Raw genomic sequence first — 15,101 nt, 5'->3', positions numbered from 1 at the left:
TGCCCTCCTCGTGGGTGATCTGCCGGTGGTACGAGGTGGTGCGGGGTGGAGCTGCGGGGTGTGGTCTGTGGGGCACGGGGGACGACATGCGGTCAGCTGCCCGTGCAGTGCAGGGCCGGTGTGCCCGCGGTGCCGTTCGCGGTGAAGCCGAACGGGGTGGTGGCGCCGGAGAGCAGGGAGCCGTTGAAGGCGGCGTTGCGGACGGTGGCCCGGTCCTGGGCGGTGGTCAGTGAGCCGTTCCAGAGGCTGGTGATGGTGGAGCCGGCCGGATCCCAGTCGACAGTCCAGCCCGTCAGCGCGGCGGAGCCGGTGTTCTTGACTGTGACCTCCGCCTGGTAGCCGCCCTGCCAGGAGGAAACGGTGCGGAACTGCGCGGTGCACGCGCCCTGCGTCGGGGTCGGCGTGGGCTCCGGGTCAGGGTCCGGGTCCGTGTCGTCGTACGTCAGCCCGTATCCGTACGGGAAGAGCGCAGCCTTGCCGTCACCGTCGTTGATCGGCTGCTGCGAGGCGCTCTTCATCCAGGTCAGCGGCAGCTTGCCGGTGGGGACGTAGTCGCCGAACAGGACGTCGGAGACGCCGGCGCCCTCGGTGCCGGGCAGCCAGGCGGCGAGCAGCGCCTTCCAGTCGGGCAACTGGGCGGAGACGTCGAGCGGCCGGCCGGAGACCAGGACCGCGACGACCGGCACCCCGCTCGCCTTCAGCCGGGCGAGGGTCTGCAGATCCTCCTGGTCCAGCCCCATGCCGTTCGGCCGGTCGCCCTTGCCTTCGGCGTACGGTGTCTCGCCGACGACGGCGACAGCGGCGCCGTAGCTCGCGTCGATGCCGTTGCCGTAGCGGTCGTAGGTGACCCGGGACGGGTCGGTGACGGCGGCGCGGATGCCCTGGAGGACAGTGGTGCCGTCGGTGACGGGGCCGCTGCGGCCCTGCCAGCCCACGGTCCAGCCCCCGCTCTGGTTGCCGATGTCGTCGGCGGACTTGCCGGCGACGAAGAGCTTCGCCGGCTTGGGCAGCGGCAGGATCCCGCCGTCGTTCTTCAACAGCACCTGGGACTCACGCACCGCCTGCCGGGCCAGGTCCCGGTGCGCGGCCGACCCGACCGTGGCAGTGTACGACCGGTCGGTGAACGGTCTCTCGAACAGCCCGAGTTGGAACTTCTTCGTCAGGACGCGGCGATTGGCGTCGTCGATCCGGGACTGCGGGATCCGGCCCGCGGTGACCTCGCCACGCAGCAGGGTGAGGAAGTTCTTGTAGTCGTGCGGCACCATCACCATGTCGACGCCCGCATTGACGGCCGTGCTGATCTCGGCGCCGGTGAAGCCGCTCTGACCGTCGAGCTGGTCGACGGCGGCCCAGTCGGAGACGACGAACCCGGTGAAGCCCAGTTCCCCCTTGAGGACATCGGTCACCAGGTACTTGTGCGCATGGGACTTGACGCCGTTCCAGCTGCTGTACGACAGCATCACCGACCCCACGCCGCGGCGCACCGCCTCCTTGAACGGCGGCAGGTGGATCGCCCGCAGCTCGGCCTCGGACAACTCGGTGTTGCCCTGGTCCACGCCGCCGGCGGTACCGCCGTCGCCGAGGTAGTGCTTGGCGGTGGCGAGCACGGAGGCCGGGCCGGCACCCAGGGTCTCGCCCTGCAGGCCGGTGACGAACGTCGTCATGGCGGAGGGCAGCTCCGGTGTCTCGCCATACGACTCGTAGGTACGACCCCACCGGTCGTTGCGGGCCACGCACAGGCAGGGGGCGAAATCCCAGTCGATGCCGGTGCCGGACACCTCCTCGGCGACTGCCTGTCCGATGCGCTGGACGAGCGCGGGGTCACGGGTGGCGCCCAGGCCGATGTTGTGCGGGAAGAGGGTGGCGCCGCGCACCGCGTTGTGGCCGTGCACGGCGTCGATCCCGTAGATCATCGGGATGCCGAGCGGGGTGGTCAGCGTGGTGCGCTGGAGGCTGTCGTAGGTGTCGGCCCAGGTGCGGGCGTGGTTGGGGCTGACTGTGGAGTCGCCCCCAGACAGCACGGACCCGATGCGGTAGGTGGCGAGGTCGGACTGCGGGACGAGGGCGTCCTTCTCGATCTGCGTCATCTGGCCGATCTTGTCGTCCAGCGTCATACGCGACAGCAGGTCGTCGACGCGGTCGGGCACCGGTAAGGAGGCGTCCTGGTAGGGAAGGCCGGCGGCGGACGAGGTGGGGGCGGGCTGCGGCACGGCGGCGGTCGGCCCGATGAGGGGCAGAGCGGCGGCGCACAGGGCCAGGGCGGCCGTCGCCGGGCCGCGGCGGGCGGTCAGGAGGCGCATGCGGGTGGGCCTTTCCGGGAGGGGCCGGGAGCGGGGCGGCGCCGAGCGGGGGCCGGAGCCCGCCCGCGTGACAGCGGGGAACGCGGGCGGGTCCCGGAGTGAGCGGATGTGTCAGGCGGTGGTGCAGGCGGCGCCGTTCAGGCTGAAGCCGGCCGGCGCGGCGAAGGTGCCGGCGTAGCTGCCCTGGAAGCCGAAGGACACCCGGTCGCCGGGCGTGATCTGCGCGTTGTACGCGAGGCCGCTTGCCGTGACCACTCCCGATGACGGGGAGACCCCGGCGTTCCAGGTGCTGGTGATCTGCTGCCCGGCGGGCAGGGTGAACCCGAGCTTCCAGCCGTTGACAGGGGAGGAACCGGTGTTGGTGACGGTGACGTCGGCGGTGAAGCCGCCCTCCCAGACGTTCGTCGCGTAGGCCACCTTGCAGGCCGTGGGGCTGCCCGGGTCACCGGGGTTGCCGCCGCCGGTGTTGACCGTGGAGGAGAACGAGGTCACGGCGAGGCCGGCGCCGTTCTGCCAAGGCTCGAAGCCCGCCTGAACGCTGGTCAGGTACCAGTCGTTCTGCGCCAGTCCGCGGGAGACGGCCTGGCGGACGAAGTCCATGACGTCGAAGCTCCAGCTGGTGATCGCCGACGGTGCGACGAAGGACAGTACGTCGTTGGAGCCGTTGTTTCCGGTCCATACCTGCCACTGGCGCCCGGCCACGGTGGCCGTGCCGACCTGCGAGCCAATGGGCTGGATGGATCCGACCTTGTTGAACCAGACCATGATCTCGGTCCGGTTGACGCCGTCCGTGCGGGGCGTGGGGTCGAGCCAGATGTCGTACGAGGCGTTGTACGCCGCGTCGCTCACGTAGCCGTAGGAGATGCTGCTGGGCGAGCTGGAGATGGTGCTGAGCCGGGCGGGAAGGTTGGTGCCGGGCGAGCAGTTGGTGTAGTGGCAGCCGTTGTAGACGGACGGGTAGGACTTGGGGGCGCCGTTCGTGGGGACTGAGCCGTTGGCCTGGGTGACCCCGAATCCCGAGTCGGTGGCGGTGATGCACTGGGTCTCGCTGGTGCCCCAGCGGTTGTTCTGGACGACGTAGCGGCCCTGGATCGTCGTCGACCCGAACGGTTCGCAGATGGTGGTGTCGGCCTGTGCCACCGAGGCAGTGGTCAGCAACGCGGCCAGCGAGACGAGCGAGGTGAGCAGGGCGCCGAACAGACCACGCGCGCCGCGGGCATGGTGGGGTGACGGTCGCATGCGGATCCTCTCCGAAGGGGTGGGGAGTAGGTGCGGGAGCGCTCCCATGCGACAAGAATGGGAGCGCTCCCATTTCCTCGGTTTCGGCAGGGACTCTAGGGAGGCTTCATGCCCCTGACAAGACAGTGGACGCGAACCCGTCGAAACTTTTCGAGGATGCCAGGCCGGCGGGGGGCGCACGGTACGCCGTCGCGCGCCCTCGCTTCGGGAGCGCTCCCAAACCACTGTGTCGGCCGACGGCGGTCAGGACGACTCGCGCACCACCAGCTCCGTACGGAGGATGACGTGGCGCCAGGCCAAGGCGGGCTCGTCCATCTCCTCGAGGAGGAGCCGGATCATGGCCCGCCCGATCTCCTCCAGCGGCTGACGAACCGTGGTCAGCCGCGGCTCGGTCCGCTCAGCCAGCGGAAAGTCGTCGAAACCGATCACGGCGACGTCCTCGGGCACCCGCCGCCCCGCCGCGCGCAGCGCCTGCAGAGCGCCCGCCGCGGTGGTGTCCGACGCGGCGAGGACACCGTCGATCTCCGGGTGCCGTTCGATCAGTGCGGCCATGGCCCGGCGTCCGCTCTCCTGCGTGAAGTCGCTCTCGGCGACCCAGGACGGCTCGGCCCCCAGGCCCGCCGCCGCCAGGGCCTCTTGGTAACCGCGCAGCCGACACCGGGCGACGTACATGTCGAGCGGCCCGGTGATGGTGGCGATCGCTGTGCGGCCCCGTTGAAGCAGGTGGGAGACGGCGCCGCGGGCACCGCCGACGTTGTCCGCGTCGACGTAACTGACGTGCTCGTCGCCCGAGCGGCGCCCCAGCAGCACGGTCGGCAACCGGGCCTCGGCGAGCATGTCCGGCAGCGGGTCGCCCGCGTGCACGGACACCAGCAGTGCTCCGTCGACCCGGCCGCCGCGCGCGTACTCGAGGAAACGCTTCCGCTCGGCTTCCGAACGGACCAAGGTCAGCAGCAGTTGCATCCCGGTGTCTGCCAGCGCGTCCCCGAGCGAGCGGACGATCTCGGAGAAGAACGGCTCCGCGAACTGCCTCCAGTCCGGCTCCGTCAGGACGAGGGCGACGGCGTCGGCCCGCTGCCCGGCCAGGGACCGGGCAGCGAGATTGGGCACGTAGCCCAGTTCCTCGATGGCTCGCTGCACGGCCCGGCGCGTCGACTCCTTCACACCGGCCGCGTTGTTGATGACGCGGGAGACCGTGCCCCGTCCCACTCCGGCGTGGGCGGCCACCTCCTCCAGCGTCGGCGTGCCAGGGCGTCGCCTGCCCATGACCACCTCCCCCACGAGATCACCGATCCTACGGCCCGAGGGAACCGAGCACACGGCTTCTCCAGCGGCGGGGCCGCACGGCTGAAGGGCTTGGGGCCGGAAAGCTGATCTGTCATGCCATGAGCGGGGGTCCACGCCGCGCGCCGCCTGCCCCATGCGCTCGCGCCCCGTGGTCAAACCCGCGCGAACACGACTCTCCCCAGGGCCCTGGCCGCGGAGGACGGCGGTGAATGGTCGGCGCCGGGCTGGACTTACGCGGCATCGCCAGCCGCATTACTGAGGAAACCCCATTTCCTCAGGTAAGCGACATGGTGGATTTCAGACACTGAAGCGGACGGGACGCCTTCGCCACCCACGCACCGCACACGCCGCTCGAGGATGCCTTCCACCGCGAATCGCCGGTTGCGCCCGCGGTCAAACGGATCGAGCACGCGATCGAGTTCCTCGACCTGGTCGGGGCCAGCCAGCGGTTGGCTACCACGGCCGGCCGGTTGTGCCCCAGCTGCGAGACCGTCGGTTGTCCAGTGACGAACAGGCGGCCGTGCACAAGAACGTCGACCGTGTGAAGGCCACTTGCGAGTGGGTGGAAACGGCTGTTGAAACCGGTCAGGTCGACCTGGATGAGGAGCGGACCCGCCTGATGCGGGGCGAGCAGCCGTGCGAAGAGGGCCGACCATGACTCGCTCACGCCCAGGGCGCGACAGGAAACGGTGTGCGGGATGCCGTGCTCGTTCCTGTTGTCGCTGATCACGCCGGCCACCGCTGCCGGGTCCGCCGCAACTACTTCACCCACAGGACCATGCAGCGTTTGAGGACATCGCGCTCCATCCCCAGCTCCTTGAGCTGCCAAGCGGCGCCCCCCGTGGAGAAAGACAGAGAGCAGTTGGCGGATCCCGGCGTCCGCCGTGGCACCTTCTGCCTCAGGCATGACGCTCATGCTCGCGTCCGCCATTGCTTCCGCCGCCTCGGTGCCCGCGCGGGCGTCGTCGATGAAGTCCGCGAGTGGCCGGGCGGCAGGCGTGGACTTACTGACGGCTGCCCAATCGCCGCACCAGTCATGGCTGTTCAGGACTTCGGAAGCAGGTACGTCACCAACGTGTTACGCGCGTAAATTCTGCTTCCGGTTGCTTGTCCGCCGCCTGCGGGGCACGCAATACTCCTCTCGGTACTTGTCAGGGACACGCAACTCTTAAGAGGGGCTCGCGTGCCGCCCTGACCGGCCTCCCCACTCCCCACGCAGGAGGAACGAGTGAAGCTCAAGTCCCCCCACATCGCCAGACGCTCCGGGCTGATCGCCGTGGCGTCCGGGCTCCTCGCGGTGACGCTCACCATGCCCACCGCCCAGGCCGCCCCCTCGGCCAAGGCCTCGCCCGAGGCCGCGGCCAAGCTCACCAAGACCCTCGGCACTACCTCGACGGCCGGTTCGTACTACGACGCTGAGGCCAAGGCCGCGGTGGTCAACGTCACCACGCAGAAGGCTGCGCAGGCCGTCCGCGAGGCCGGTGCCGTGCCCAAGTTCGTCACCTACAGCTCCGCGCAGCTGGCCAAGGCCGGCGATGCCACCAAGGCTGCCGATATACCCGGCACCGCCTGGGTCGTCGACCCCAAGAGCAACGCCCTCGTGGTGAGCGCCGACAGCAGCGTCTCGCGCGCCGAGCTCGCCAAGCTCAAGTCCGCCACCGCCTCCTACGGTGACGCGGTCACCTTCAAGCGCGTCAGCGGCACCTTCAAGAAGCTGCTCGACGGCGGCACAGCGATCTACGCCAGCGGCGGCTGGCGGTGCTCCGCCGGCTTCAACGTCCAAAGCGGCAGCGGCGCCTACTACTTCCTGACCGCCGGCCACTGCACCGACGGCTACCCGAACTGGTACACCAACTCCGGCCTGAGCACCTACATCGGCCCCACCACCGGCTCCAGCTTCCCGACCAACGACTACGGCATCGTCCGCTACGACAACGCCGGCGTCACCCACCCCGGCACCGTCAACCTCTACAACGGCACCAGCCAGGACATCACCTCCGCCGCCAACGCCTACGTCGGCGAGTCCGTCAAGCGCAGCGGCTCCACCACCGGGCTCCACAGCGGCACCGTTCAGGCCCTCAACGCCACGGTGAACTACGGCGGCGGCGACATCGTCTACGGTCTCATACAGACCAATGTCTGCGCCGAGCCCGGCGACTCCGGCGGCGCGCTGTTCGACGGCACCAAGGCGATCGGCCTGACCTCCGGCGGCAGCGGCAACTGCTCCTCCGGCGGTACGACCTTCTTCCAGCCGGTGACGGAGGCGCTGAGCGCGTACGGCGTCAGCGTGTACTAGGTCCAATGCCGTGTAGATAGGCGTGGGGCCGAGTGCGTCAAGTCGGCCGCAAGAGGACGGAGCTCCTGCTAGAACCGTGTCGACCAAGATCACTGTTCGGCGGGAGCTCCGTTGGGTGCCATGTCTGTCATCTCTCGTGAGGTTGTCGTTGCTGCGGGGGCTTTCGCGCCCGGCCATCTGGGCGAGCTGACCCGGCTTGTCCCGTTCGAGAGATGGTCGACGAGGCGTTGACGCAGACGGGCAGGGTGCAGGCAACGGCCGCCGACGTTCCCACCCTTCTGGGAGCCGGCCGACTGCCAGGAGGGAATGCCTTTTCAGCACGGCGAGACGGACACCGCTGCACTCACCGCGACCAGTACGGCGAGAGTTGTGGTGAGCCAGCCACGGACGTGGACCACATCCTTCCCGGTGATGACCACCGAGAGACCAACCTTCGAGCGCTCTGCGGGTTTCATCACCGGGCCAAGCCCTCTCGCGCTGGTCGCCCCGGCGACGTCACGAGAAGAGGTTCCGTCGCGCTGAAGCACATCCCGGCAGACTTGGCCTCTGAACTGCACTTTCCCTATGGTCACTTGTTGGGTGTGATCACAGAAGGAGTCTTGCCTCGTGAGGCAGTTGATGGTGTACCAAAGTCCTTGAAGAAGGACCCCATACCGCGGGCGAGCTGTCGAGTCACGAAGCGAACCTTCCGAACGGGAGCGAGGAACTGCGCCCAGGTCCCCACCGTGGCGGTCGCCCAGGTCAGCAAGCTGGGACACCTCCGCACCCCATGCTGACCGTTTGCTGACCCAAGCGGCCCCACCATGCCTCTGACCTGCACAGATGACCAAGTGTTAGATCTTCTTGAACATGGAGCGCAGCATGATCCGGTGCTCCTGTGGGTGAAGAGGGTCGCGTCCCGCTGACGGGTACGCGCCGACGCCCGTCAGAGTACGGCGGGCGCCGGTCCGTGCCTACGCCACCGCCTCCGGAGCCTCCGCGATTTTCGTCACGCCTCTGCCATGCGCCACCCCGTTCATCGCGGACTTGCTGAACTGCGTCCGGTACAGCTCCGCGTACCGCCCGTCCACGGCGAGCAGTTCCTCGTGCGTGCCCCGCTCCACGATCCGACCGGCCTCGACGACGAGGATCACGTCGGCCGAGCGCACGGTGGACAGCCGGTGCGCGATGACCACGGCCGTCCGCCCCTCCAGGGCCTCGGCGAGCGCCTCCTGGACGGCCGCCTCCGAGGTGTTGTCCAGATGGGCGGTGGCCTCGTCGAGGATGACGACGCGTTGGCGGGCGAGCAGCAGCCGGGCGATGGTCATGCGCTGGCGCTCGCCGCCGGAGAGCCGGTAGCCGCGCTCGCCGACGACGGTGTCGAGGCCGTCGGGCAGGGAGCGTACGAGGTCTTCCAGGCGGGCGCGGCGCAGTACGTCCCACAGGTCGTCCTCGGTCGCGGACGGGCGGGCCAGCAGCAGGTTCGCCCGCACCGAGTCATGGAACAGGTGCCCGTCCTGCGTGACCATGCCGAGGGTCTCGCGCATCGACTCGGTGCTCAGGTCGCGGACATCGACGCCGCCGATGCGGACGACGCCGTCGTCGGTGTCGTACAGGCGCGGCAGCAGCTGTGCGATGGTCGACTTTCCGGCGCCGGAGGAGCCGACGAGCGCGACGGTCTGGCCGGGCTCGGCGCGGAAGGAGACGCCGCGCAGGACCTCGGCGCCGCCGCGGGTGTCGAGGGTGGCGACTTCCTCCAGGGAGGCCAGCGAGACCTTGTCGGCGGAGGGGTAGGCGAAGCGCACGCCGTCGAACTCGACGGACGCCGGCCCCTCCGGGACCTTGCGGGCAGTCGGTTTCTCCTCGATGAGCGGCTTGAGGTCGAGCACCTCGAAGACCCGCTCGAAGCTCACCAGGGCGCTCATGACCTCCACGCGCGCCCCGGCCAGCGACGTGAGCGGCGCGTACAGGCGGGTGAGCAGCAGCGCCAGCGACACGACGGCGCCCGGCTCCAGGCTGCCACGCAGCGCGAACCAGCCGCCGAGCCCGTACACCAGCGCGAGCGCCAGGGCGGAGACAAGCGTGAGGGCCGTGATGAACGCCGACTGCGCCATCGCCGTACGCACCCCGATGTCCCGCACCCGCCGGGCCCGCGCCGCGAACTGCGCGGACTCGTCCTCTGGCCGTCCGAAGAGCTTGATGAGGGTGGCACCGGGCGCGGAGAATCGCTCGGTCATCCGCGTACCCATGGCCGCGTTCAGGTTCGCGGCTTCCCGCTGGAGCTTGGCCATCCGGCTGCCCATGCGGCGCGCGGGCACCACGAACACCGGCAGCAGTGCCAGCGCGAGCAGCGTGATCTGCCAGGACAGGGTCAGCATGACGGCGAGGGTGAGCAGCAGCGTCACGAGATTGGCGACGACTCCGGACAGGGTGTTGCTGAAGGCGCGCTGCGCTCCGATCACGTCGTTGTTGAGTCGGCTGACGAGCGCTCCCGTACGGGTACGTGTGAAGAACGCGACCGGCATGCGCTGCACATGATCGAACACAGCCGTCCGCAGATCGAGGATGAGTCCTTCGCCGAGCGTCGCCGACAGCCAGCGGCCCAGGATCCCGAACGCCGCCTCGGCGAGCGCGATGAGGGCGATGAGCACGGCAAGGCGGATGACGGTGGACTCGTCGCCGCCGGACACGAGGGCGTCGACGACGCGCCCGGCGAGCACCGGCGTCGCGACGGCCAGCAATGCGGTCAGCACGCTGAGGACCACGAACTGGCCGATTCTGCGGCGATGCGGACGGGCGAAGGCGGCGATACGGCGAAGTGTCGCGCGGGCGAAGGGGCGGCGCTCCTGCTGCGCGTTCATGACGCTGTGCAGCTGGGTCCAGGCTGTGGTCTCCATGCTCATGGAAGTGACCGTACGACCTCAAGCGTTGTTGAGGTCAATGGCCACCGGGGGAAGTCCACGCGCACGAAAGAACCCATGACGGCACCTGGGACCCCGGCTCCGACGACCCGGCCCCCTGCCTCACCTTGCCCGACGTGTCAGCCGCCGGACCCACGCCCGCAACCCCACGTTGGTGCGGTGTGGAAAACCTCTCCCGATGTGACAGCTGTTCGCTTTGCCAAGGAACTGACCCGAGTGCCCGAGGGGCGCCTCCGGCGCTTCCCCCTCCGGACGGTCCTGTGCATGCTCCCGCTCGCCCTCGTGCTCGTGGTCGCGGTGCGCCACTGGTCCGTGCTCGTGGAGGGCTTCGGCCATCTGCGCAGGGCCGAGTGGCCATGGCTGCTCGCGGCGGCCGCCGCGACCTGCCTGACCTGGGTCGCCGCGGCCGTCACACGCCAGGGCGCCGTCATGCAGCGGCTGCCCGCGCGCCGACTGCTCGCCACCCAGTTCGCGGCGGGCGCGGCCAACCACCTGCTGCCGACGGGCCTGGGCGCCGGCGCGGTGAATCTGCGCTTCATGACGGTGTGCGGCGTCCCGCTCGCCCGCTCGTCGGCCGCGCTCGCGCTCTATCTGCTCGCGGAGTCGATCGCCCGCGTGGGCCTGCTGGTGGGCCTGCTCATCGCGTTCCCCGGAGCGCTGCGCATCGGAGGACTCCTCCCGGCCGGGGCGATCGGCCCCCTGCTGCTCACCGCGGGCCTGATCCTCTGCGTCGCGGCGGCGGCGCTCCTTGTCGTACGTCGGCTGCGCACGGCCGTGTTCTCCTTCGTGCGCACCGCGCTCGGCGAGGCACGCTCCGTGCACACCCGTCCGGCTCGCGCGCTGGCCCTGTGGGGCGGATCGCTCGCCTTCCCCCTGCTGCAGGCCGCCGGACTGACGGCGGTGGGGCAGGCGCTGCAGTTGCCCGTGCCGCCCATGCACATGGCGGTCGCGTACCTGGCGGCGACGGCCGCGGTCGCGGTGGTGCCCACGCCGGGCGGGATCGGCTCGGTGGAGGCGGCGCTGGTCGTCGCGTTGGTGGCGGCGGGCGGTCCGGTGGCCGTGGTGACCGCGGTGGTGCTGGCGTACCGGATCATCACCGTGTGGCTGCCGCTGCTTCCGGGGGCGCTGACGCTGGGGGCGCTGGTGCGTCTGAAGGTGATCTGAGCGGCACCCCGGGCGTCGCCGTCGTCAACGGCGGGGCCCCGCACGCCTGGTGACGGGCGGCCGGCGGTGCCGGAACTGTGCGGCCCGGTACGGAAGGTACGCGCGAATACGGCAGGATGAGCGGTCGCCCCGGACGACGAACACGTGTCCGGGCGTGATCGTGCATTCCCGGATTCGAGCAGGTGGCAAGTGACGACACAGCACATCCGGCCCGCGGGCCTTCCCCTCGTTCGCACGGGAGGCTGCCGGTGAAACGCTCCCTCACCCTGGACGACCTGATGGTCGCCGGAATCGCCGTGGTCGCGGGCCTCCTGGCGGCCTTCCTCTTGCGCGTGCTACTGCGCTGGCTCGGCAAGCACGCGTCGCGCACCCGGTGGAGCGGCGACGACTTCCTCGTCGACGCGCTGCGAACTCTCGTTCCCTGGGGGGCGATCGCCGCGGGTGTCTCGGCGGCGGCCGCGGTGCTTCCACTGACCGCTCCGGTCGGGCGCAACGTCAACAAGGTCCTGACGGTGGTGCTCCTCTTCGTCGCGACGCTCACCGCGGCCCGGCTCATCACCGGCCTGGTGCGATCACTGGCCCAGTCGCGGTCGGGGGTCGCCGGTTCGGCCACCATCTTCGTCAACATCACCCGGGTCGTGGTGCTGGCGATGGGCTTCCTCGTCGTCCTGCAGACGCTGGGGATCTCCATAGCCCCGCTGCTCACGGCCCTGGGTGTGGGTGGTCTGGCCGTCGCGCTCGCCCTGCAGGACACCCTCGCCAACCTCTTCGCGGGCGTCCACATCCTCGCCTCGAAAACGGTGCAGCCCGGCGACTACATCCGCCTCAGCAGCGGAGAGGAGGGCTATGTCGTCGACATCAACTGGCGCAACACGACGGTACGTCAGCTCTCCAACAACCTGGTCATCATCCCCAACGACCAGCTCGCGGGCACCAACATGACCAACTTCAACCGCCCCGAGCAGCAGATGACCCTCATCCTCCAGGTCGGCGTCGCCTACGACAGCGACCTGGAGCACGTCGAGCGCGTGACCACCGAGGTCGTCGCCGAGACGATGACCGAGATCACCGGCGCCGTACCGGACCACGAGCCCGCCGTCCGCTTCCACACCTTCGGCGACTCCCGCATCAGCTTCAGCGTCATCCTCGGCGTGGGCGAGTTCAGCGACCAGTACCGGATCAAGCACGAGTTCATCAAACGCCTGCACAAGCGGTACCGCGACGAGGGGATCCGCATTCCGGCGCCGACACGGACGGTGGCGCTCCAGCCGGGTGGAGCGGAGCTCCTCGATCTGGGCATTCCCCATCAGCGCGAGGCCACGAAACAGCCGTAGCGCCGGGGGAAACGCGCCCGGATGCCCGCACCACGCCGGGCCGGGGCGGCCGCGGGAGCTGTCACTCGCCCCGATCGGTTGCGGTCGATCGGGGCGGTCGAAGGCCGCTGCCCGCCCGGCCCGGGGCGTACCCCTGTCGAGCCGGGACCGCTCACGAGATATCTTGATGTCGAGCAATGTTGCAGACGTGGAGCGGAGCACCCGGTGACTGACTCGACCATCATTTACACGCACACTGACGAGGCCCCGGCCCTGGCGACGTATTCGTTCCTGCCGGTGGTCCAGGCGTACGCCTCCCAGGCGGGTGTCACTGTGGAGACCCGTGACATCTCGCTGGCCGGGCGCATCCTCGCGCTCTTCCCCGAGTTCCTCGAGGAGGGGCAGCGCGTTCCCGACGCCCTCGCCGAGCTCGGTGAGCTGGCGAAGACGCCCGAGGCGAACATCATCAAGCTGCCGAACGTGTCGGCCTCGATCCCGCAGCTGAAGGCCGCGGTCGCCGAGCTGCAGGAGCAGGGCTACGCACTGCCGGCCTACCCGGACGACCCGAAGTCGGACGAGGAGCGCGACATCCGCGCCCGTTACGACAAGGTCAAGGGCTCCGCCGTGAACCCGGTGCTGCGCGAGGGCAACTCCGACCGCCGCGCCCCCGCGTCGGTCAAGAACTACGCCAAGACCCACCCGCACCGCATGGGCGCCTGGACCCCCGAGTCCAAGACCAACGTCGCCACCATGGGCGTCGACGACTTCCGCTCCACCGAGAAGTCCGCGGTGATCTCCGAGGCGGGCTCGCTCCGTATCGAGCTGGCGGGCGACGACGGCTCCACCACCGTGCTGCGCGAGTCCGTACCCGTCCTCGCGGGCGAGGTCGTGGACGCGTCCGTCATGCACGTCGCGCCGCTGCGCGAGTTCCTCACGGCACAGATCGCCCGTGCCAAGGCCGAGGACGTGCTGTTCTCCGTGCACCTCAAGGCCACGATGATGAAGGTCTCCGACCCGATCATCTTCGGCCATGTCGTGCGCGCCTTCTTCCCGAAGACGTTCGCGAAGTACGGCGAGACGTTCGCCGCCGCCGGTCTGACCCCGAACGACGGTCTGGGCGGCATCTTCAAGGGCCTGGAGGCGCTGCCCGAGGGCGCCGAGATCAAGGCGTCCTTCGACGCCGAGCTCGCCGAGGGCCCGGCCCTCGCGATGGTCGACTCGGACAAGGGCATCACCAACCTGCACGTCCCGTCCGATGTCATCGTCGACGCCTCCATGCCGGCGATGATCCGCACGTCGGGCCACATGTGGGGCCCCGACGGCCAGGAGGCCGACACCCTCGCGGTCCTCCCGGACAGCAGCTACTCCGGTGTCTACCAGGTCGTCCTCGACGACTGCCGTGCCCACGGCGCCTTCGACCCGTCCACGATGGGCTCGGTGCCGAACGTCGGTCTGATGGCGCAGAAGGCCGAGGAGTACGGCAGCCACGACAAGACCTTCGAGATCCCCACCACCGGCACGGTCCGCCTCGTCGACCAGGCCGGCAACGTGGTCCTGGAGCAGGCCGTCGGCGCGGGCGACATCTTCCGCGCCTGCCAGACCAAGGACGACCCGATCAAGGACTGGGTCAAGCTCGCCGTCACCCGCGCCCGCGCCACCGGCGACCCGGCGGTGTTCTGGCTGGACGAGACCCGCGCCCACGACGCGCAGCTCATCGAGAAGGTCAACGCGTACCTGCCGGAGCACGACACCGAGGGCCTGGAGATCAAGATCCTCTCCCCGGTCGAGGCGACGAAGTTCTCGCTGGAGCGCATCCGCAAGGGCCTGAACACGATCTCGGTCACCGGCAACGTGCTGCGTGACTACCTGACCGACCTGTTCCCGATCCTGGAGCTGGGCACCAGCGCCAAGATGCTGTCGGTCGTTCCGCTGATGGCGGGCGGCGGCCTGTTCGAGACGGGCGCCGGCGGCTCCGCCCCGAAGCACGTCCAGCAGCTGGTCAAGGAGAACTACCTGCGCTGGGACAGCCTGGGCGAGTTCTTCGCCCTCGCGGCCAGCTTCGAGCACCTCGCGCAGACCACGGGCAACGCGCGCGCCCAGGTCCTGGCCGACACCCTCGACCGTGCGACGGCGACCTTCCTCAACGAGGACAAGTCGCCGACCCGTCGCGTCGGTGGCATCGACAACCGCGGCAGCCACTTCTACCTGGGCCTCTACTGGGCGCAGGAGCTGGCCAAGCAGACCGACGACGCGGACCTCGCCAAGGCGTTCGCCCCGCTCGCCGAGACGCTCACCGCGCAGGAGCAGACGATCGTCGGCGAACTGCTCGCGGTCCAGGGCAAGCCCGCCGACATCGGCGGCTACTACCAGCCCGACCCCGCCAAGTCCGCGGCGGTCATGCGCCCGTCGACGACCTGGAACGAAGCGCTCGCGACCCTCGCCTGACCTACCGTCGGCGCCCAGCGGGCCCCGACTGCACCGCCCCGGCCGGATCTTCCGGCCGGGGCGGTGGTGTTGCGGCGCCGCCGCCGGCTCCTTCGGTCCGATTCCGGGTGAGGGTCGCGACGCGGTCCTGCGTCTCGTACCGGATCCGCACGGTGGC

9 protein-coding genes are annotated in these 15,101 nt (G+C 69.8%); 5 read left to right on the top strand and 4 right to left on the bottom strand.

Going from position 1 to position 15,101, the window contains the following annotated elements; translation table 11 throughout:
* Positions 1 to 92: 92 nt before the first annotated feature.
* The 3 genes from ACX28W_RS10635 to ACX28W_RS10625 all read right to left on the bottom strand — a co-directional run bounded on the left by ACX28W_RS10635 (position 93) and on the right by ACX28W_RS10625 (position 4,805).
* Positions 93 to 2,300, bottom strand: coding sequence for a glycoside hydrolase family 3 N-terminal domain-containing protein (locus ACX28W_RS10635; protein ID WP_458998633.1), 2,208 nt, complete (start codon positions 2,298 to 2,300; stop codon positions 93 to 95).
* A gap of 111 nt (positions 2,301 to 2,411) precedes the next feature.
* Entirely contained in the window at positions 2,412 to 3,539 is a 1,128-nt protein-coding gene (locus tag ACX28W_RS10630; protein WP_458998632.1) for a GH12 family glycosyl hydrolase domain-containing protein, read from the bottom strand.
* A gap of 243 nt (positions 3,540 to 3,782) precedes the next feature.
* Positions 3,783 to 4,805, bottom strand: a complete 1,023-nt coding sequence (locus ACX28W_RS10625; RefSeq protein ID WP_458998631.1) for a LacI family DNA-binding transcriptional regulator — start codon at positions 4,803 to 4,805, stop codon at positions 3,783 to 3,785.
* A 493-nt stretch (positions 4,806 to 5,298) separates the two neighbouring features.
* Between ACX28W_RS10625 and ACX28W_RS10620 the strand changes: the two genes are divergently transcribed.
* Entirely contained in the window at positions 5,299 to 5,484 is a 186-nt protein-coding gene (locus tag ACX28W_RS10620) for a DUF6192 family protein (protein WP_458998630.1), read from the top strand.
* A 570-nt stretch (positions 5,485 to 6,054) separates the two neighbouring features.
* Positions 6,055 to 7,122: a S1 family peptidase gene (locus ACX28W_RS10615; protein WP_458998629.1), complete on the top strand. Its 1,068-nt coding sequence runs from the start codon at positions 6,055 to 6,057 to the stop codon at positions 7,120 to 7,122.
* 953 nt (positions 7,123 to 8,075) lie between these two features.
* Here ACX28W_RS10615 and ACX28W_RS10610 read toward each other — a convergent pair.
* Complete coding sequence (locus tag ACX28W_RS10610; protein WP_458998738.1) at positions 8,076 to 9,998, bottom strand: ABC transporter ATP-binding protein; 1,923 nt, start codon at positions 9,996 to 9,998, stop codon at positions 8,076 to 8,078.
* Positions 9,999 to 10,286: 288 nt separating this feature from the next.
* Between ACX28W_RS10610 and ACX28W_RS10605 the strand changes: the two genes are divergently transcribed.
* The 3 genes from ACX28W_RS10605 to ACX28W_RS10595 all read left to right on the top strand — a co-directional run bounded on the left by ACX28W_RS10605 (position 10,287) and on the right by ACX28W_RS10595 (position 14,944).
* Positions 10,287 to 11,186, top strand: coding sequence for a lysylphosphatidylglycerol synthase transmembrane domain-containing protein (locus tag ACX28W_RS10605; RefSeq protein WP_458998628.1), 900 nt, complete (start codon positions 10,287 to 10,289; stop codon positions 11,184 to 11,186).
* A gap of 248 nt (positions 11,187 to 11,434) precedes the next feature.
* Positions 11,435 to 12,520 (top strand): mechanosensitive ion channel family protein, encoded by a 1,086-nt coding sequence (locus ACX28W_RS10600; protein WP_458998627.1) that lies wholly within the window; start codon positions 11,435 to 11,437, stop codon positions 12,518 to 12,520.
* 204 nt (positions 12,521 to 12,724) lie between these two features.
* On the top strand, positions 12,725 to 14,944 hold the full coding sequence (locus ACX28W_RS10595) for an NADP-dependent isocitrate dehydrogenase (RefSeq protein ID WP_458998626.1): 2,220 nt from the start codon (positions 12,725 to 12,727) through the stop codon (positions 14,942 to 14,944).
* Positions 14,945 to 15,101: the final 157 nt, after the last annotated feature.

The sequence above is a fragment of the Streptomyces sp. SD15 genome (assembly GCF_054462255.1).
Note: the sequence above shows the minus strand (reverse complement) of the source record. Positions and strands in the feature narration are given on the sequence as shown.

What these genes read in the sequence shown, in the direction of transcription:
- ACX28W_RS10635 (WP_458998633.1), bottom strand. Translation starts at nt 2,300, where the DNA reads ATGCGCCTCCTGACCGCCCGCCGCGGCCCGGCGACGGCCGCCCTGGCC.
- ACX28W_RS10630 (WP_458998632.1), bottom strand. Translation starts at nt 3,539, where the DNA reads ATGCGACCGTCACCCCACCATGCCCGCGGCGCGCGTGGTCTGTTCGGC.
- ACX28W_RS10625 (WP_458998631.1), bottom strand. Translation starts at nt 4,805, where the DNA reads ATGGGCAGGCGACGCCCTGGCACGCCGACGCTGGAGGAGGTGGCCGCC.
- ACX28W_RS10610 (WP_458998738.1), bottom strand. Translation starts at nt 9,998, where the DNA reads ATGGAGACCACAGCCTGGACCCAGCTGCACAGCGTCATGAACGCGCAG.
- ACX28W_RS10605 (WP_458998628.1), top strand. Translation starts at nt 10,287, where the DNA reads ATGCTCCCGCTCGCCCTCGTGCTCGTGGTCGCGGTGCGCCACTGGTCC.